Annotated in this window: 16 protein-coding genes; 7 read left to right on the top strand and 9 right to left on the bottom strand. The window is 63.2% G+C overall.

Annotation, left to right across the window (positions count from 1 at the left end; genetic code table 11):
• Nucleotides 1–1,028 (top strand): AI-2E family transporter (locus VII69_05995; protein HEY5094642.1); only part of this gene is annotated, 1,028 nt, incomplete at its 5' end.
• A 95-nt stretch (nucleotides 1,029–1,123) separates the two neighbouring features.
• Here the strand turns inward: VII69_05995 and VII69_05990 are convergent.
• Together VII69_05990 and VII69_05985 are read right to left on the bottom strand one after the other, a co-directional pair.
• A complete protein-coding gene (locus VII69_05990) occupies nucleotides 1,124–1,627 on the bottom strand; it encodes a hypothetical protein (GenBank protein HEY5094641.1) in 504 nt (167 codons plus the stop codon).
• Between the two features lie 88 nt (nucleotides 1,628–1,715).
• On the bottom strand, nucleotides 1,716–2,963 hold the full coding sequence (locus tag VII69_05985) for a glycosyltransferase (GenBank protein HEY5094640.1): 1,248 nt from the start codon (nucleotides 2,961–2,963) through the stop codon (nucleotides 1,716–1,718).
• A gap of 395 nt (nucleotides 2,964–3,358) precedes the next feature.
• Here VII69_05985 and VII69_05980 point away from each other — a divergent pair, with 395 nt between their 5' ends.
• The 3 genes from VII69_05980 (at nucleotide 3,359) to VII69_05970 (ending at nucleotide 5,975) form a co-directional block, all read left to right on the top strand.
• Nucleotides 3,359–4,171, top strand: coding sequence for a 3D domain-containing protein (locus VII69_05980; GenBank protein HEY5094639.1), 813 nt, complete (start codon nucleotides 3,359–3,361; stop codon nucleotides 4,169–4,171).
• Nucleotides 4,172–4,263: 92 nt separating this feature from the next.
• On the top strand, nucleotides 4,264–5,136 hold the full coding sequence (gene rsmA, locus VII69_05975; protein HEY5094638.1) for a 16S rRNA (adenine(1518)-N(6)/adenine(1519)-N(6))-dimethyltransferase RsmA: 873 nt from the start codon (nucleotides 4,264–4,266) through the stop codon (nucleotides 5,134–5,136).
• 32 nt (nucleotides 5,137–5,168) lie between these two features.
• Nucleotides 5,169–5,975: a type II CAAX endopeptidase family protein gene (locus VII69_05970; GenBank protein ID HEY5094637.1), complete on the top strand. Its 807-nt coding sequence runs from the start codon at nucleotides 5,169–5,171 to the stop codon at nucleotides 5,973–5,975.
• An 11-nt stretch (nucleotides 5,976–5,986) separates the two neighbouring features.
• Here the strand turns inward: VII69_05970 and VII69_05965 are convergent, their stop codons facing one another.
• Nucleotides 5,987–7,027, bottom strand: coding sequence for a hypothetical protein (locus VII69_05965; GenBank protein ID HEY5094636.1), 1,041 nt, complete (start codon nucleotides 7,025–7,027; stop codon nucleotides 5,987–5,989).
• On the opposite strand from VII69_05965, the gene VII69_05960 reads away from it, so the two are divergent.
• The 3 genes from VII69_05960 to VII69_05950 are packed head-to-tail and all read left to right on the top strand — an operon-like array spanning nucleotide 7,021 to nucleotide 11,904.
• Nucleotides 7,021–8,175, top strand: coding sequence for a metallophosphoesterase (locus VII69_05960; protein HEY5094635.1), 1,155 nt, complete (start codon nucleotides 7,021–7,023; stop codon nucleotides 8,173–8,175). The genes VII69_05965 and VII69_05960 overlap by 7 nt on opposite strands.
• Nucleotides 8,172–10,838, top strand: coding sequence for an AAA family ATPase (locus VII69_05955; protein HEY5094634.1), 2,667 nt, complete (start codon nucleotides 8,172–8,174; stop codon nucleotides 10,836–10,838). Before VII69_05960 ends, VII69_05955 begins: the two co-directional genes overlap by 4 nt.
• Nucleotides 10,819–11,904: a glycosyltransferase family 1 protein gene (locus VII69_05950; GenBank protein ID HEY5094633.1), complete on the top strand. Its 1,086-nt coding sequence runs from the start codon at nucleotides 10,819–10,821 to the stop codon at nucleotides 11,902–11,904. Before VII69_05955 ends, VII69_05950 begins: the two co-directional genes overlap by 20 nt.
• A gap of 10 nt (nucleotides 11,905–11,914) precedes the next feature.
• On the opposite strand, the gene VII69_05945 is transcribed toward VII69_05950, so the two are convergent.
• The 6 genes from VII69_05945 to ftsH form a co-directional block, all read right to left on the bottom strand.
• Complete coding sequence (locus VII69_05945) at nucleotides 11,915–12,514, bottom strand: rhomboid family intramembrane serine protease (protein ID HEY5094632.1); 600 nt, start codon at nucleotides 12,512–12,514, stop codon at nucleotides 11,915–11,917.
• Nucleotides 12,515–12,524: 10 nt separating this feature from the next.
• Entirely contained in the window at nucleotides 12,525–13,484 is a 960-nt protein-coding gene (locus VII69_05940; protein HEY5094631.1) for a hypothetical protein, read from the bottom strand.
• Nucleotides 13,485–13,619: 135 nt separating this feature from the next.
• Nucleotides 13,620–14,717: a glycosyltransferase gene (locus VII69_05935; protein ID HEY5094630.1), complete on the bottom strand. Its 1,098-nt coding sequence runs from the start codon at nucleotides 14,715–14,717 to the stop codon at nucleotides 13,620–13,622.
• Between the two features lie 10 nt (nucleotides 14,718–14,727).
• Nucleotides 14,728–16,074, bottom strand: a complete 1,347-nt coding sequence (locus VII69_05930; protein ID HEY5094629.1) for a hypothetical protein — start codon at nucleotides 16,072–16,074, stop codon at nucleotides 14,728–14,730.
• Between the two features lies 1 nt (nucleotide 16,075).
• Nucleotides 16,076–17,455, bottom strand: coding sequence for an insulinase family protein (locus tag VII69_05925; GenBank protein ID HEY5094628.1), 1,380 nt, complete (start codon nucleotides 17,453–17,455; stop codon nucleotides 16,076–16,078).
• A gap of 20 nt (nucleotides 17,456–17,475) precedes the next feature.
• The gene (gene ftsH / locus VII69_05920) at nucleotides 17,476–19,428 is read right to left on the bottom strand and encodes an ATP-dependent zinc metalloprotease FtsH (GenBank protein ID HEY5094627.1); all 1,953 of its coding nucleotides are present in this window, start codon (nucleotides 19,426–19,428) and stop codon (nucleotides 17,476–17,478) included.

The raw sequence follows: 19,428 nt of genomic DNA, 5'->3' as shown, positions 1-19,428 counted from the left end.
GGATCCTCGCCGTGGTCACGGTGCTGATCGGCGCCACGTTCTTCGCGTATCTCGTTTTCCCGCCGATCGCGTGGCTCGAAAAGCGCCACTGGCCGCGCTGGCTTGCGATTGCCACCGTCTACGTCGCGCTCGCGGTTGTGTTTGGCGGCATCTTCGCGTTTCTCGGTCCGCGCATAGCGTTCGAGTCCCGCACACTCGGCCGCGATTTCCCCGGACTACTCACGCAAGCGCGCGACAGCATCGTGGGTGCGAACAATAGCTTGTTGTCGTCAGTGCCGCTCGAAGCGCGCGAGACGGCTGCCAACCTCGTCGACCAATTGGTCGTCCAATTGCAGACCGATGCCGGCGCGTTCGCAGGTCAGGCGTTGAAAATCGCGCTGAGCGTCGCATCGGTGATTACCGCGCTCATCATCATCCCGGTGCTGGCAGCGTATATCATCATCGACCTCGAGCATCTCCGCTCGATGGCGCTTCGCATGGTACCCGAACGCCGGCGCAGCTTGCTGCTGGAGGTACTGGCCGATATCGAATCGGTGCTGAGCGGATTCATCCGCGGGCAGATCATCGTGGGCGCGATCATCGCGGTGATTGTGACGGTCATGCTTTTGGCACTGCACATCAAGTTCGCACTCCTCATCGGCATCTTCGCGGGCATCACCGATATCATTCCGTACGTGGGCGCGATCGCCGGCGCGATTCCCGCCGTCATCATCGCGCTGTACACGAACGGCCCCATTTCCATGCTCGTCGTGGCGGTTGCGTTCGCGCTGATGTATCAGATCGAAGGGCATTTCATTGCGCCGATGGTGGTTGGGCAGCGCGTGGGCCTCACGCCGCTGGTCGTGATCATCGCGATATTGACCGGCGCAGAATTAGGTGGCGTGCTCGGGATGTTCATCGCGGTGCCGGTCGCCGGCATCATCCGCGTGATCGTAAAGCGCTTCATGCATCCCCATGATCCACAGACTACTTTGCGCCCACCGCTTGTAGTGGAGTTCGCACGGGAGACGACGAGCACATCGGAGTGATGGGCACGAAAAAAAATGGGCAAGCGATGCTTGCCCTAGTACATCGGCCCTAGTACGTCGGCCCTATTATATCGGCCCTCTTACGACGAACGGAGTTACGCGACTTCTTGGTAGATGGTGAGCGCAAGCGCGGCGGTCTTCGCGCGTAATCCCGCAAGCCGCTCAGGCGGCGAAGCGATGACTCGGGCCCGCGCAAATTCGTTCAGCTTACAACCCAACATGATATAAGGTAACGTGAGATCGCTGTGCGGTTCTGCTCGGTGATCCAATTCGTCGACGAGCGCCGCGTCGTCGGTGTGTACGAGAACACGCCGGACGCCGAGCACTCGAAGACGTTGCAAGGCGGCGAGCATGCCGGCATAGCCGAAGTCGCGGCCTAGTTGCGACGGCGTTTCTCTGACCTCGAACGGAATGAAGTGCTCGCCCGAATCGGTGCCGAGCGAACCCAAGACCTGTACCCCGACGACACCCCGTTTTGATCCGCAGCGTACGACGGTGACGTGGGCTTGATAATCGGCGTCGCGAACGGCGCGGGCGGCCCTGCCCTTGGCCGGGGGCAATGCTAGGGGAAGGCGGGCTGCTTGAGCTTGGGCGTTCATGACGCTATAATTGTATCGAACAGGTGTTCGATAGTCAAGGCAGGGCAAGGCTAAGTCGGGTGCCTACTGGTTCAAAACTCGAGCCAGCCTAAGTCTGGGTCGATCTCTCGCGCGCGTCTTCCGGGACAAGCCCGGGATCGACCACTTCAAATAGTTCGTCGAACGCCGACATGTCTGCAAGGCCCGCCTTGTTGGCGAGCACTGCGTTGTAGACCGCGAAGACTCTGCCTGCAGTGGCTCTGGCGTCGAATTGGACGGCAGCCGCCCTTGAGTGTGCCGACGCCGCAGCGCGACGCTCAGGCGACGTGAGAAGCGCGAACAAGGCCTGCGCCATGGCGGGCGCATCCGCGACGAGTTCGCCTGCGAGGTGGATCCCGAACACATCGCGCGCCTGCGGCGTATCCACGGCAACCACCGGCAGGCCGGCTGCAAACGCCTCTGCCATGACCAACCCTTGGGTCTCCGTGCTGGATGGGAACGCGAAGACATCTGCGGCCGAGTAGTACTCCGGCAGCTCTGCATACGGCACGCTGCCGGCAAAGGCAACCGCTTCCTCCAGACCCTCTGCCGCAGCTTGAGCTTTCAGCGCATCGTCCAGCGGCCCGGCGCCAACGAGCAGCAAGCGAGCGGCCGGTAGGCGACTTCGCAAATGCTTCAAGGCCTCCAATACCAGAGGCACGTTCTTTTCCTGGGCCAGTCGAGAGACCAAGAGCACGAGCGGGGCGTCCAGCGGAATGCCGTGACGGTTCCGAACGGCCATGCCACGCGCCGCATCGCCATCGCGGAAGGCCTCGATATCGACTCCCGTTGGAACGACGCACAGCGGCGCATTGACGCCTTGCTGCCGCAGTTGCGTCGCGACTGCTTGTGTCGGCACGATCACCGCATCGGCGGCATTGGCGTACGTGCGCGTGAGTTCGCGCGTGAGTTGCGAAGTCAGGCGCTGACCGAGCGGCGAGTAATGCGCGTAATTCTCCAACAGCGTGTGATACGTGAACACGAGCGGCACACGAAATCTTCTGCGCGCATAATACGACGCCATCCACCCTGTGATGAACAACGAATGCGAATGGATGACATCGCACTGACCCAAGAACGCGCGCTTATTTTTTCTCGATACGAGCGGCAGCGTGAGACGGTATTCGGTGCGCGCCGGCAACGGAAGCGACGGCATCCGAAACACGCGACCGAATGTCTCCGCGCCCTTTGGAATGTGCGGCGCAAACGTGTAGACGTCGTGACCCGCGCGACGCAGGTGATCCGCGAGCGAATCCACCGACGTGACGACACCATTCACAATGGGACGATAGACTTCTGTGAAAATCGCGATCTTCAATCGACGTTGTGGATAACCCGCATCACGGAACGCATTGTGAAATTCGCGTTCCTGTGGTTGAACTCGGACTCCTCTAGCGGAACGCAATCGCTTAAAACTACAAATCTCGCATGCGTGTACCGCATATGAATACCGAAAATTGACGCTGCTATATTTCGCGTGATATACTGCTAGCAATCATCTGGCTATCTATAGCCACCATTTATTCGTATTCGTTCGCGTCATTTGCGAACGCGCGATCATTACACCGGGGAATATTCGCCCGGTCGTATCTCAAAAATTGCAAACAGCCCGCAACCGCTTTGCACCGGCGAGTTTCGCACAATTTCATAGGACTCAGTTCCGCCCGCCCTAGATTCGCCCAATATCCGCAAGGAGAAAACGATCTGAGCCGCATGAGCCGCATTGCGCCGCTAACCTTCTTCGCAGTAACCGCCCTGGTTTTGTGCGGCCTTGCGCGGTCGGAAGCTATTGCGCAAGGGCCGCCTAGCCGTCAGCATTCGGTTTCGTACACGATATCCACCGGAATTGCGCGTGCGACCGTCACGTCTGCGGAGCACGATGTTCAGGTCGCGTTCTTCGCCACCCCGAACCGCACCGACTATCTTCAGAACAACGATGTCGCTCCACGTGTTGCGCCTATGCGCATCATCACGCGCGTCACCACGCATCGCGTGCTCGTCAAGCCGGATCCGATCATCGAGTTCACGCCCGCGCTCGCGCCGGGCAAACGATCCATCGTAAAAGGCAGAGATGGTCTGCGCGTCGTCACCGAGCGCGTGACGATGTGGGATGAGGTTGCAGTCGAGCGCGCCGTCATTTCGCGCATCACCATCCGCGGTTCGCGGCCGGCGCACATCTTGGAAGGCACGCCGCGCACGCTCTCACAACTTAAATCCAGCACGCCGTATCACAAATTGATCCACGTGTACACGATGGAGGCCACTGCGTATACGGCGCTCACCGCAAAAGCGAATCCCACGGGATATACCGCCAACGGCATGCGAGCGCAGTACGGCATCGTCGCAGTCGATCCGGACGTCATCCCGCTCGGCACGCACGTGTTCATTCCGGGTTACGGTCTTGCCATCGCCGCCGATACGGGCGGTGCGATCGTCGGCCGGCGGATCGACCTCTGCATGGATCGCTACGGCGATGCTATCCGATTCGGTCGCCAGCCGGTCACGGTCTACGTCGTCGATCGGTAATTTATTCAATATATGTAGGAGGGCAAGCATCGCTTGCCCTAGTTTTTTTTCTGGGGAAGCGATGCTTGCCCTAATACAGAAGTCGGCGTCCGATGCCGACAAACCCGTACGCTTCTCCCAAACGGATTCTCGATGAGCGAGGTCTTCGCGCGCGCAAGCGCTTCGGTCAGAACTTCCTCGTCGATGCACGATTCGCCGCACGCGTAGCGCAGGCCGTACCCGAAGGTTCCACGATCGTCGAGATCGGTGGCGGCACCGGCGCACTCACCGCCGCACTGCTCGACCGGTCGCGAATGCTGACCGTGCTCGAGATCGACCGCGACCTCGTCCCCATTTTGCGCGATCGATTCAAGGGTGACCCACGCGTGAACGTCTGCGAAGCAGATGCCCTCACATTCGACTACAGCGGTGCGCTGGCCAAATCTCCACCGCCGCGCGCGATATGCGGCAATCTTCCGTATAATATCACCACGCCGTTGATCGAAAGGATCATCGAGTGCGCGCCCGTTTGGGAATGCGCCGTCCTCATGGTCCAGCGCGAGTACGCCCAACGTCTGACGGCGCGGGCCGGCACTCAGGAATACGGCAGTCTTTCGGCGTTTGTCGCCTATCATTGCCGAGTTCGAAAATTGTTGGACGTGGGATCGGGCGCATTTTATCCTGCGCCCGCAGTCGCGTCGTCTATCGTCGTTCTCGAACCGCTGAAAACCGACGCGCTCCGAGCGCGCGACGAGCGCCTGCTGCTGCGGTTTATCCGTGCCGCATTTGCGCAGCGGCGTAAGATGCTCGTCAACAGCGTCATCTCGGCGCTAGGCGACGACGCACCGCCCCGCGACTTGCTACTTCGTGCGATGCAAACCGCCGGTGTCGACATCGACGTGCGCGCAGAGCGAGTTCCGCTCGAAGGCTACATCCGAATCGTCGATGCATTGACCGCCCTAGGATTCACCGCGCCGCGCACATAACGAAAGAAGCACGACAAGACGCGGGGAGGACGATGGAAGAGACGCAGCAGGTCGCGCCGGTTATCGCTCCGGACGTTCCGGCGTTTGGACCGAAGCGCTGGCGGGGTTGGCCGATATTCGGCATCACCGTTTTCGGCGTCGCCGTACTCTACTTAGCGCAGATCATCGTCAGCGCGATACTCTTTATCTTCACCTACTTTCCATACGCTCGGGCGCATCCGGGCACGCCGACCGACGTCAACACAATTTCGAAACTGGTCTTCACGGCGCCGGCATTATTTGCCACGGTAGTCCCCGGCGAAGCGTTGATGGCATTTCTTGCGATCGTTCTTGTCGCCGGCGCGGTCGGGGCGACGCGTGCGAATCTCGGTTTCGCCCGGCCCCCGAAAGCCGTCGATTTGCTGATCGGAATTCTGGCGGGCCTGGCGCTCGTCTTGGTATCTTTTATCGTGGGGGAATTGCAAGAGAAAGTGTTCGGTCCCCACCCGCAAGCGTCCGTCGAGATCATCAAGAGCCATCACGGACTTGCGTCGTTCGCGTTTGACTTCGTCGGGGTCGCGCTTGCTGCCGGCGTGTGCGAGGAGATCATGTTCCGCGGCGTGGTTTTCGCAGCGTTGGTGCAACGGATGCCGCTGTGGTGGGCAGCCGCCTTAAGCGGATTGATTTTTGCGGCAGCTCACGCCGACTATTGGAGCATCGCGGCGCTGTGGGCCGTCGGCATGGGTCTCTGCTTCCTGTACTACCGCTCGCGCACGCTCTGGGCCAACATGATCGCGCACACCACGTTCAACGCAGTCACACTTGTTTTCGTGTATTTTCTTCCGCAGCTAGCCAAGTGACACGGAAGAGATCATCTCCCGTGCACCATCATGTACGAGATGTACGCGAAGTAGAAGATGCCGCAGATCGCTAAGGCGCGCGAATCCAGACGCCGCCGGACCGATGTGACGGCCAATACGAGCGCCACAGCCAAAAGCGTCGCCCCGCAGGCGACATAAGCTTCCACGTCGAGGCGCCAGGGCGTGGCGAGCAATCCGATCGCCGACGCCACTGACGTTTGGAAGATCATCGCGCCCAACACATTGCCTACCGCGAGGTCGTCCAAGCCGCGTCGCATCCACAGCACGACGTTCATGATCTCGGGAAGCTCCGTCGCGATCGGGCTCAAGAACAACGAAACGACGAGCGGCGGCACGCCGACCTCGGCGGACGCTGCGGTCACCGCGGTCACAAACCAGTGTGACGCGGCTACCGTCACAACCAATGCGAGCGCAAGTTGGCCGAACACCGCATATGTAGGCGCATGGGTGGCTCGCGGCGCGAGCCGCAGCGGCGGCGGACGGTCTGCCGCTGGAGCGCCTTTGCGGCGGATATGGTAGATCAGATGGACGACGTACGCGCCGAGCACGAGCGCTGCGGTGATCGAGCGCACCGCCGGCGTCGGATCGAAGGACGCGCCGACGGCCAGCGCAAACGTGAATCCGAAGAGCACGAGGCCGAAGACGGCGGACTGAACGTTGGCTTGCAGACGTTGCCCACTGTCGCTCATCTTCCGCCGAACGATCGCCGTGAGACCGATGAGCGCGAAGACCACCGTTGCGAGCATGAACGGCGCGCCGAGCACGGCGCCGATGCCGACAGCTTGGCTCGCGGGATCCCGGAGAACCAAGATCGCGACGATCGCGACCATCGTTTCGGGCAGCGACGAACCGATCGCGGCGACCACCGATCCCATCGCGCTTCGCGTCAGGCCGTAGATCGATCCGACCCATTCGACCGCGTTGGTGAAGGCGTCGCTCGCGACGACGAGCAAGACGAGCGCGCCAAGCAATTCGAGGGTGATGAGCACGGCCGTGCCGATTTTGCCCGCGTGCACCACATCCCTTGTCACGCGCACTGCTCCGTACGAAAGGAACGGTTCTGAGCTACCGCATCCTCCACATCGCCGATGTCCACCTCGAGATGGCCTTCGGCGGTCGCGAACCGGCCTTTGGCGCAAAACGGCGCGAGCAATTGCGCGCCGCGTTCGAGCGGGCGCTCGATCTTGCCCGCGAGCGTGGCGTCGACGCGGTCTGCATCGCAGGCGACCTTTACGAAGACCGGCATGCCGGCCCTGATACCGCCGCCTACATACGCCGGCATCTCAGCGCCCTCGACGCCATTCGCGTGTTCGTCAGCCCAGGCAATCACGACCCTTGCACGGCCGGATCGGTCTATAGGCAGATGCAGCCGCTGCCTGCAAACGTCGTCATCTTCGATGATCGTAACTTTCGTCCGGAGCGGCTCGCCGATGGCCTGACGCTGTGGGGATTGGGCCAGACGTCTGCGCTCGATCATGGACGCGCGCTCGCGGGTTTTTCATGCACCGGCGACGGCACGCATCTTCTTCTTTTTCACGGGTCCGACGAAGAGCATATGCCGCCCGGCAAGGAGACGATCGCGCCGTTCAACGGCGCTGAGATCGCGAGCGCCGGTGCGGCGCACGCCATGGTCGGGCACTTTCACGGCCTGCTTCAGGGACCGCACCATGCGTACCCCGGATCGCCCGAGCCCCTCAACAGAAATCAGGACGGCGAACACACGGCGAGCATCGTCACGGTCGATGGCGGCCGCGTGAGCGTCACGTTCGAGCGGATCAACAAGACGCGCTACGTCGATGCGGAACTCGATGTGGCCGGGTTCGGCGATTCCGCCGCGCTCGTCCAGGCCGTTCGCGAAAAAGTTGCGTCGTCGATTCCGTATCCCGGCTCTATCTTCTGCCGCTTCCGGCTTACCGGCGCGGCGCAGGCATCGCTCGACCCCGATCTGCACGCCCTGCGCGACGACATGACGCTCCAATATCCGGGATTCGAGCTCGTCGAAGATTATCAGGCATTTGATTTAGACGCCATCGCGAATGAAGGCAATACCGTGCGCGCGGCCTTTGTCGTCACGATGCGCGAGCGCATGACGAGCGCGGACGACGACGAACGTCTCCTGCTGCAATTCGCGTTGCGGTATGGCTTGCTCGCGTTTGCCAAGAAGAAGCTGCGCGCGTGATCCTCAAACGGGTCATCGTGGACGGCTTCGGCAAGCTCGTCGGTCGCGGCCCGTTCGAATTTTCGCGCGGGCTCACGGTGATCGCCGGTCCGAACGAGTCGGGCAAGTCGACGCTCGCCGAATGCATCATGCGTCTGCTGTTCGGATTCCCGCAACAGCAATACACGTTCGACCTGGATCGCTACCGGCCGTGGCGATCGGGTGTTCCATACCGTGCGCGCTTGGAGTTCGAGCTCGATGACGGGCGCGGATTCGAGACCACGCGCGACTTCGCCGACGATGTGAAAACCGTCACCCGCACGCTCGACACGAAGGAACAAGTCGATGCCTGGAGCGGGGGCCGCAAAGTTTCTCCGGGTCAACTGGCGCTCAGTCTGTCGCTGGACGCGTACCGCGCGGCTGCAGTCGTCGGTCCGGGCGAGCTTCAATCGAAAGAAGATGCCGATTTCGGCGCGTTGGGCGAGCGGCTCACCGCCGTCGTTGGTTCGGGCGGCGACGAAGGCGCCGACTCGGCGATTCTAGCGCTTAGTAATTTTGCCACGAAAGACATCGGCAGCGAAGCGTCCAGGACCACGCCTTTTGCCGCCGCCCGGTCCGACCGAGAACAGGCCGAACTCGATTGGAAGCGAGCGAACGAACGATCCCACGAATTGAAGGCCACCATCGAACAGCGCGCCGCGGCGATGGCCGAGGCCGACACGCTCGAGACCAAGTGCCGCCAAGCGGAGGTTGTTGTCACTGTCGCTCGCCTCCGTTCACTTGAGGAGCGCTCGCGCCGCGTCGAAGTCGCTCTCGCGGATGTCGCGCAAGCCGTGCAATCGCGCGACGCCATCCCTGCGGCAAGATTCGGCGCCGGTGATCGCGTTCAATCGCGTGAGGATCAAGCAAAAGCGGCTGCCGAAATCGAGCATGCGATATCGATCCGCGAGATCGCGATCGCGGAAGCCGCATCGGCGTTTGGGCGAGCCGACGGCCGCGAACCCGAACGCGCGCTGCTGCGATCGCAACGCGACGAGTGCAGACAGGCGATCGCCGGCGACGAACAGCGGACCACCCAGCTAGGCGCACAACTCGAAGCTGCGTCGACCCGGGCGGGCGATGCGCCGGAATTGGACCGCGTCGCGGTCGAACAACTCGAGGAGCAAGACATCGCCGTGGATGCGGTGGAAAGTCGCGCGCGCAACCTCGAGACGCGCGCCGCGATCGCGCGACAGATGCGCCAGGCCACGCCGATGGCATTCGCACCCGTGCTGCTCGTTGCGGTGATCGTGCTCGTCATCGGAATGTTCGAACAGTTGACGATGCTGACTCGCGCCGGTGTCGGCGCGCTCGTCGTCGGATTGGTGATGGTGCTCTTCTATCTTTCTGCGGCCGGCAAGCGTGCGGAGCGAATCCGAGCTGCTGAGGCCGAAGCCGCGGATGCCCGCGACGTGCTCGACCGCGCGCAGGCCGACCTCACAAAGGCCTGCCGATCCTTATACTGCACCGATGTCGCGTCGGTACGCGCGAGATTTAATGCGCAGCGAGATCGCGATGCGGTCGAAGCCGAAGCGGCTGCGCTCGCTCAGACGCTGGAGTCGCGCCGCGGCCAGCTCCGCTCTCTTGAAGCGCAACTCGAAGGCATCGGGGCTTTGGAGCGCGATGTTTTGACCGGATCGACGGCGGCGGAATCGGCGTCGTCCACACTGACTGCGCTGTTCGACGATGCCGGCGTCGCCGCCGGCCCCGACTTGGACGTGCGGATTGCCGCTTTCCGGGGGCTGCGCGGCGCGGCCGAGCACGCGTCGCGTGCCGACGCGTCGGTCGCGATTGCGCAAACGACGCTTGCAGAGGCGCTCGGCGACTTCGACGTCGACTCGCTTCGCGATGAGATCGGCCGCCTCTCCGCTGGATTGCGCGAGGCGTCGCCGGATTATGCGCAATCGAAAGGGGCGGTCGATGAGAAGACGGCTGTCGCCGCTCGCGACGACCTGCGCCGTCAACTGGCCGAGGCAAAGACGAGGGCTCGTGAGCTCACCGCGCGATGCGACGCGGCGAAACTGCCCGATATCGCAGAGCTGGAAGAGCGTTTGGAGGCCAGCCGTGCCGAGGAGCGCCGTTTGTTCACTGCCGCCCGCGCGGCAATACTCGCGCGGGATATCATCGACGAGGTCAAGATCGCTATCCACAAGAGCTATTTGCCGACCATGAACGCCGCGCTTGGCGAAGCGGTCGGGAAGATCACGTCGGGAAAATACGTCGGCGCCAATTTGAATCCGGCGGATTTCACGGTGCGGCTCACGTCGCTGGAACGAGGCGGCACGGTGGATCCGTGGCAGTTGTCCAGCGGTACGATCGAGCAAGTGAATCTCGCGCTGCGCGCGGCGACGGCGCAGGCGCTCGGCTCCGGAGAACACGTGCCGCTCATCCTGGACGACGCGCTCGCCCATGCCGATCCGGAACGAGCGGCCGGCGCGCTCACATTGCTGGCAAACGAAGGTCATCGCGGCATCCAATCGTTGTTCTTCACGCAGCGCACGGATCTGGTCGGGTTGGCGCGCGGCCTGCATGGCGTCGTCATCGTCAATCTCGACGACGAATCGGCGGCCCGCACGAACACGAGTGCAAGCGAATCGGCGCCGGCGGGCTTCTCCGAAGCCGGCTTTGGCCGGCCCGCCGGCTAGCCGGACTCCGTTGCTCCAGCTCGGCGTCGATGCGGTCAACTTGCTGCACGACAAACGCGGCATCGGCCGCTACGCGCGCGCGCTTTTGCGCCGCTGGGCCACGCGCGCAACAGGTCGAGTCCGCCTGACGTTGCTCGTACCCCACCGCTTTCCCGGTTTGGTGCGAACGAGATTGTGCCGGCAAGTTGGCGCGGACGTGGCTGTTGAGCGCAGGACCCGATCGGGGCAGCTCGGCCTGGATGCGGTCTGGTATCCGTGGAACGGCATGACCTGGGTCGCGCCGGTGAGAGCGATCGCCACCGTGCACGATGTCTGGCCATTCGAGTCGCCGTCGCCCGACGATCGGCGCCGGCGCAACGAACAGGAGCCGTTTCAGACGACCGCTCGCACGGCGGAATGCATTCTCGCGGATTCCAACTTCACAAAGCGCGAGATCGTGCGCCACTTGGGCGCGGACGAAGCTAAGATCCGGGTCGTGCATTTGGGCACGGACTTTCCGCCGGCATTCGCGGACGCTGAACCCGCCCGATTTGACGGCGCGCGACAATACGTGCTCTTCGTCGGCGAAGTCGAGGGCCGCAAGAACGTAGCCACGTTGGCAACGGCGCTGGGCATGTTGCCGTCACGCCTTCGGAGCGACACCGCGCTCGTGGTAGCCGGGCGTGCGAAACATCTCCCCGGACGGGATGCGGCCGGCGAAGTTGTCGTGCGCATGGAAGGAGAGGTCAGCGATGCCCGGTTGGCGGCGCTCTATCGCGGTGCGGCGGCGCTTGTTTTTCCCTCGATGTATGAGGGTTTTGGTTTGCCGGTGCTCGAGGCCATGGCGTACGGCACACCCGTGATCGCATCCGATGCGGCGAGCGTGCCTGAAGCCGGCGGTGATGCCGCACTTTATTTTTCGCCGGCCGACGCCGGTGCGCTGGCCGATCGGCTTGTCGACGTGTTGACCGACGAAACGCTGGCGGCCGATCTGCGCGCTCGAGGTCTAGTCCGCGCGGCGGCGATGAGCTGGGATGCGTGTGCTGAATCCACACTCAAGGTCATCGAAGACGCATGCAGAGTATGACCGGCGAAATCTACGCTTCGTTCTGGCCGCGCAGCATCGCCGCGCGTGCCGGCGTCATGACGACCGCGGCGAGCACGCCGCCGATCAAGCCGCCGATGTGCCCCGCGTTGGATATGCCGGTGTTCAGCAGACCGTTTCCCAACGTGAGGACGATCGGGAAAATCGCACTCTGCAAAAGCGCGGTGCGCGCGTGCGGGATCTTGAAGCCAAGCACGCCCATCGCGCCGAACACGCCCATGATGGCGCCCGACGCCCCGGCTGTCGCGTTGTCGGAACCGATCGTGGAGTAGTAAGCGGCGAGTCCGCCCGCGATCAGCGCGACGAAGTAGATGACGAAAAATCGCGCACTGCCGTACACGTATTCCACCAATATGCCCACTTGGAAGAGCGCGTACGAATTGAATGCGATGTGCAAGATTCCGTAGTGCAAGAAGCCGGACGTGATCAGACGCCACCACTGGCCGCCTTGGATCAGCGACGGAACGATTTGACCGGCCGCCACGAGCGGCCCCATCTCCTGACGGCCGCCCGTCACGAAGAAGTCGAAGGCAAAGGCGAGCCAGCATGCCGCCAGCATGGAGAGCGTCACCGGTGCCGTGCGCCAGCTCACGTGGCGGCCATCAGCGGTTTGCTTCGATGGCCGCGCGAACTCCCGCGGCGAAAAGCGGCATCATGATCTCATGGTGACCGGTGAACATGTAGCCGCGCCCGCCGTGAAGGTGCGGCCGCACGACGACATTCGTGCGCGTTCGGTAGTGGCGGATGAAATCGAAATCGGCGGTGACGAAGTCGTTGCGATAACCCAGGTTGCGCGCGACCGATAGCGCCTTCAAGAACACTTCGGGCAGCACGACGGCCGACCCGAAATTGAGATACGCGCCGCCATCGGTGACTGCGGCGACCACTTCGGTAAAGCGCCGAAAGTCGAACAACGTCGCGGCGCCGAGCGCCGCACCGTCGGCTTTTGGGTGCATGTGGATGATGTCGGTGCCGATGGCGACATGAACGGTCACCGGAACGTCGAGCGCCGCGCCTTGCGCCAGAATCGACGCCTCCGCGAACGGCGCACCCCGCTTGAGCAGCGCGTTGCCGAGCGCGCGGCCGAGTCCGAGCGACGGCCCTTCGCCGGCGATAGCGTCGAGGATGAAATCCGCGGTTTCGCGCGTCATGCCGAACGAGCCGTCGCGCAGACTTGCATCGACATCCTCAGACGTCTTGCCGACGATCGCAAGCTCGACATCGTGGATGCACACTGATCCATTGGTCGCGACCGCGTTGACGATTCCATCGCGCATGAGATCGACGACGATCGGCGCGAGTCCGGTCTTGATGACGTGACCGCCCGCGCCAAGCGCCACGGCCTTGCCATCGCGGTTTGATCGAGCGATGTCGGCGACCAAACTGCGCAGATCTTTGACCGCTAAGATGTCGGGCAACGACTCCCAGAATTGAGCGAAAGTCTGTCCGGGGACATGCGACTTTGCGAGCGCGTCGCGAGAGACTTTCGACGGCCGATCGTCGAGCGCGGTCAGCGATAGGCGATTGAGATCCAACGTGGGAAACGTAAACGGTCGCTTCACGGCGACCCGTTCGCAGAGCCCGCGGACTCGACCTTTGAATATCTCAGTTAAGTATTAGGGCAAGCATCGCTTGCCCAAATGGGTGAGCGTTGCTCACCCTAGTACGGGATGCTTGCCCCAGTACGGCTCACCATCCTACAGAGTCGCCGGCACGCCATAGGATTCCAGGAGCGCGCGAAAGCCCGCGCGGAATCGCTCGGCCGAAAACTTCGCCGCGTGCGCCGTCATCGAGTCGACGCTAAATGCGAATGGATCGAGATTTTTGAGCGCGTTGGCGAGCGACTCGGCCGTCGGTTCGCGAAAGAACACTCCGGTCACTCCGTCCACGACCGTCTCCATCGCTCCGCCCGCACCGAATGCCACAGTCGGCCTGCCTGCCGCCGCGGCCTCGACCGGCACAAGGCCGAAATCTTCTTCGCCCGGCACCACGATCGCGCGAGCACGCGCGAATATCTGGCGACGTTGCGCATCGGACACGTGACCGGTAAAACGCACGGTTGGTCCGGCGAGCGCTCGCAATCGCGCCTCATCCGGCCCGGAACCAAGGACGATCAATGGCGCGCCCAACGCATTGCACGCTTCAACGGCAAGCCGCACCCGCTTGTACGGCAAGAGCCGCGCGGCGACCACGTACGATTCGCCTATTTCGCTTGCGTCGGCCGGCGCAAACGCTTCCGTATCGGCTGGACAATGCAAGACGTCGCTCTCGCGCCCGTAACACGATAATATCCGAGCGGCCACGTTTCGCGAGTTCGCCACGATGTGATCGGGCCGCTGAGCGGCCGCGTAGTCCCACCGGCGCAAACCCGGCAGTGCCGCCGCCAGCAAGGGGCGCGACCACCACGGTGCGACATCGAACGCATACTCGTCCATGCGCCACAAAAAACGCGTCGGCGTATGGACGTACGAGACGTGCAGCGCCCCGGGGCGCACCCGTACTCCTTTGGCGAACGAAGACGTCGAGGATATCACGAGATCGAACGGCGACATGTCCAGCGCGGCAAACGCGGACGGATATAACGGCAAGAGCGCGCGAAACGACTTGTGCGCGAGCGGCAGGTGCTGGAGCCAGGTCGTGCGCACGTCGACGCCGTTGAACGCGCCTGCAAAAACGGCCGGATCGTAGAGCGACGTGTACACCGGCGCATCCGGATACATCGCGCGCATGGCAAGCAACACCCGCTCGGCGCCACCGAACTGGGTGAGATAGTCGTGGACGAACGCGACGCGCACGCGCCCGCGACTACTGCTGCGGTGACGTCTGCGGCAACACGATGCCGAGGATCTCGCCCGTCAGATAGCGCCTTGCGACGCGCTGGACGTCCGCCGCGCTCACGTGCGCGATGCGGACCGGCACGAGGTTCTCGAAGTTGGTGCCGTCCGGCGACGATACGGCACGGCCGAGCAGCCACGCCGCGTCGCCAAGACTAGACACGCTCGTGTAGTACTGACCCATCGCGAGGCGGCGGCCGTGATCGATGAGAGAATCGGGCAGGGCGGTTCCGCGCAAGCGATCGACTGCGCTCTGCAGATCGCGCACGGCACCATCGACGCTCGAGTCGCTTCCGTTGAGGAAAATGGCGAGCATGCCGGGCTGCGCCTCGTATTGGTAATACGCGCCGACGAATTCGGAAGGCAACGCATTGTCCGAACCCAGCGAGAACGAATGCACGTCGCCGCCGCGACCAAGCAATGCTTCGATGACGAGCATGACCGGGTAGTCGTTTGTGAACATGCCGGGCGCCGGATAACCTACCGCCACCCATGGTGCGGAGACCATGCGATGCGTGACGACTTCGTGTCCGCGCGGCGCTAACGGCTGTGCCTGGCCGTCCGGCTTACCGCCTCCGAACGGAATTGACCGGCCGCGTGCATCTGATGGCGCGATGCCGTTGAACGAGGAGCGCACCGCGCTCAGCACCGAGTCGTCGACGGCGCCTTCGAGCGCGACGATCGTGCCCGGCCCGAGGTGGTATTGCGCTGCGAACAGCGAGACGTTCGATGCCGTCAGCTTCGACAGGCTGATCTGAAGCCCGGAATCGGGATACGCATAGCCCGTTCCCGAATAGGTCACTTGGCGCAGCATATCGAGCGCCGCGATCGCCGGACTGGCGCCGTCCGCCGCCGCCGCCGACAGCGCGGCGGAGCGGACCGCGACGAACTGGCTGAAGTCGGGCGCACCGATCGCCTTCACGAGTCCCTGGAGCAGGCCCGCGAACTGCGGCGCCTGTGCTTCGAGATAGTAGCGCGTGTCGAACGGGTCGAGCGTATAGGACACCGTCGCGCCGACGCGCTGCGCCGCATCGGCGAGCGACTCGCCGCCATCGATTGGCGTGCGCAGGACAAGTGCTGCGGTCACTCCCGCAACGCCGGCGTTGGCAGATGTCTGTTGCGCGAGTCCGGCCGGCACCACCACTTCCGCCGCCACCAAGCGGCCGCCGGTCGCCTGCGAGACGATCGTCGTTCCGTTGGTCAGCCGCTCCGTCGTCGCGGTTTGGAATGAAGCCGCGGGCACCGACTGTGCCGCGCCGATGAGCGCGATCCATGCCGCCGAACACATCATCGCGAAAGCTATCGAGCGATTGCGCACGTCAACGATCTCCTTGTTTTGGGGCGATCCAGGCGATCGAGCCGCCGGTATCGGGTGACGTTACCACGGCCGGCTCCGGCGAGAGGTAGCGGCGTGCGATGTCGTGCACGAATCCGGGCGTCAACGACCGGGCCGCAGCCTCGTAGCCGCCCGTACCGAAAATCATGTCGACCGGCGTGTACGCCGTGGCGCCTTGCGCGAAGTACCAGCCCACGTTGTCGGCCACCGGCTGCGGACCATCCATATCGTGCAGCAGATGCGTCTGGAAGGCGATCGACGCCCGCGCGAAATCCGCATCGGAAAGCGGTGCGTCGACGACGCGCTGAACGGCCGCGCGGATCGCGCTAACGGCGCCGCGTCGATCGAGCCCAGTCCCCCACATGCCCACGAACATGATGCCTGGATCCTGTAGCGTGATGAACTGGCCGTCAAACTCCGACTCCGGTTGCGCCTTCGCAAGCGCGAGCGCCGCCGTGCCGTAGCCGTCGCGCATCAGATAGTCGGACAGAAAATCCATCGCCGTGGCCGCTCGTTGGTCGCTGATCGGAGGACCAACCCAGCCGAGGGCGACCGCTCTCACCGAAGTGGACGAGTCCACGGGCAAGACCACAGGCTCGAAGGACGTCCGAACGCTCGAGTGCGGCAACGGCTGGCTCTGACCGGTCGTTGCGCTCGAGGTCGCGATCGCGCCGTATACGTCCATCGAGCCGAGCCCTGCGCTCGCGACGATCGCGTTGGCGGGCCGAAACGCATCAGCGATATACTCCTGGACGTCCGTCAGCGACATCTTGTCAAGCGTGGCGGCAGTGCCGAATGTGGAATCGCGATAGGGGCCGTTCGCGAAGATCGAGGCGAACAGCCGCTCGCGCAAATAGATGTCGGGCTCGACGCCGGCGAGCGATAATTGCTCCGCCATGCGCAGCTTCGCGCTCTTTATCGCATCATCGCCAAGCGACGGATGGAAGATGCGCGTCAGCATCGCGTCTTGCACCGCGCCCGCTAGATAGGCGGGAACGACGATGCCGATCTCGGTCGCGGCGGGAAATACTTGGATCGCGACTTCACCACCGCTCGCGTTTGCGATGTCGCGCAGACTCGCGCCGCCGCGGTTGTCGTCGGCGATGGCAAGCGCCGCCAAACGCGCGATACCCGGCCGCGATCCATCGTAGCCGTCGGCTGGGCAACGAAACCAGATCTCGATCGCTTCGGTCGGCGACGCTCCGCCGCCGATGATGCGGTAGGTGAGTCCATCCGGACGTTGGCCCGATTGGGTCAATTGCGAAGCCGTATCGCCCGCCGCGACCGCCGGAATCTGTGCGACCGCTAGCAGCAAGGTCGAGAAGAAAAGCGCGGCGAGGGCGCCGCGCGATGAATACGTCATGCCATCCTCGTGATGTTGGATTATGCGGGCTCGGGAGGCGGGAACGGAAGTCCCGCGGGTTTTGTGCGCGCCTTTTCGTCCGGCGGTTTCGCGGCGGCGGCCGCGATCTCGTCTGGTATCGGTCGCCCTTTGTCGGCAGACCGGGGTTGCTCGGCTGCGATCGGGCTGGGTGATGGATCGGAGAGCAGCCGGTCGACCTCTTCGGCCTCGACCGTCTCGCGGTCGAGCAGCGCTTCGGCAAGGCGGTGCAGTTTGTCGATGTTCGTTTCAAGCAATTGGTAAGCGTGGGTGTAGCACGCGTCGATGATCGCGCGCACCTCGGTGTCGATCTGACCCGCGACCTCTTCGGAATAGTTGCGCTCTTCGGCGAAATCGCGTCCGAGGAATACTTGTTCGTGTTTTCGTCCGAGCGCGAGCGGGCCGAGTTTCGCGCTCATGCCGAACTCCATGACCATCTTCCGCGCCAGGCTGGTGGCCTTTTGAAAATCGTCTTGCGCCCCGGTCGTGCACTCGTGAAAGATGAGCTCTTCGGCAACGCGCCCGCCAAGGAGCACCGTGATCCGGTCGATGATCTCAGCGCGCGACATCAGGTAGCGGTCTTCGGTAGGCAGCTGCATCGTGATCCCGAGAGCCATGCCGCGCGGGATGATGGTGATCTTATGCAGCGGGTCGGCGTTGGGCAGCATCTTGCCGACAAGCGCGTGGCCGCCTTCGTGATAGGCCACGATCTCTTTCTCACGATGTGAGATGATGCGGCTCTTGCGTTGCGGGCCGGCGATGACGCGATCGATGGCTTCTTCGCAATCGGTCATGTCGATGGCGGTCTTGTTGGACCGGGCGGCGAGCAGCGCCGCTTCGTTCAAAAGATTCTCGAGGTCCGCGCCGGAAAAACCGGGCGTGCGGCGAGCGAGCACTTCCAGCTTGACGTCCTGAGCCAGCGGCTTGTTGCGCGCGTGCACGGCGAGTATCTGGGCGCGCCCGACGACGTCGGCACGGTCGACCACGACTTGCCGGTCGAACCGGCCAGGACGCAGCAGAGCGGGGTCGAGCACGTCTGGGCGGTTGGTGGCTGCGATCAGGATGACGCCGGCGTTCATATCGAAGCCGTCCATCTCGACGAGCAATTGATTCAGCGTCTGTTCGCGTTCGTCGTGGCCGCCGCCCAAGCCGGCGCCGCGCTGGCGTCCGACCGCATCGATCTCGTCGATGAACACGATGCACGGCGCGGTCTTCTTGGCCTGTTCGAACAGATCGCGCACGCGCGACGCGCCGACACCGACGAACATCTCGACGAAATCGGATCCCGAGATGCTGTAGAACGGCACGCCGGCCTCACCGGCGATCGCGCGGGCCAGCAAGGTCTTGCCGCTGCCCGGCGGCCCGAGCAGAAGCAGGCCCTTGGGTATGCGCGCGCCCAGCGATTGAAATTTTTTCGGGTACTTGAGGAACTCGACGACTTCGGCCAGTTCTTCCTTAGCCTCGTCGACACCGGCGACATCGGCGAACGTCACCTTCGAACGGTTCTCCGAATGCAGCTTCGCACGGCTTCGTCCAAACGACAACGCTTGGCTTCCGCCCGACTGCGCCTGCCGGAGAAAGAAGACGATGATGGCCACGAGCACGACCACCGGTATCACGCTGAAGAGCACTTGGAGACCAAGCGTGTTGGTGGTGTTATTATCGAAGCTGTACAAGATGTGATTTTTGTCGAGCAGCTGTTGAAGTTGGTCCGACTTGCCCGGCGGTGTGTTGACGATCTCTTTCGTGTTGTCGGTCATCGTGGCCGTGGCGAGCCCGTCGCTGAGCACGACCTTGGCGAATTTGGCGGGATTCGTCGCGATCTGGGTTATGAGGACGCTGTAGGCGGGCTGCTGCTGCTGTTGCTTGCCGTTTTGCTGATACCAGCTAAAAACGAGGAGCAGCAAGATCACGATGCCCACCCACCATGCCATCGCGCGACCGATTCTAGCCAA

The sequence above is a fragment of the Candidatus Eremiobacteraceae bacterium genome, assembly GCA_036511855.1.
GTDB lineage: Bacteria > Vulcanimicrobiota > Vulcanimicrobiia > Eremiobacterales > Eremiobacteraceae > JABCYQ01.
This window is presented reverse-complemented; position numbering and strand designations above follow the sequence as displayed.

Coding starts and splice junctions, on each gene's coding strand:
- VII69_05970 (HEY5094637.1), top strand. CDS start 5,169: ATGGAAGAGACGCAGCAGGTCGCGCCGGTTATCGCTCCGGACGTTCCG.
- VII69_05990 (HEY5094641.1), bottom strand. CDS start 1,627: ATGAACGCCCAAGCTCAAGCAGCCCGCCTTCCCCTAGCATTGCCCCCG.
- VII69_05925 (HEY5094628.1), bottom strand. CDS start 17,455: ATGACGTATTCATCGCGCGGCGCCCTCGCCGCGCTTTTCTTCTCGACC.
- rsmA (HEY5094638.1), top strand. CDS start 4,264: ATGCCGACAAACCCGTACGCTTCTCCCAAACGGATTCTCGATGAGCGA.
- VII69_05980 (HEY5094639.1), top strand. CDS start 3,359: ATGAGCCGCATTGCGCCGCTAACCTTCTTCGCAGTAACCGCCCTGGTT.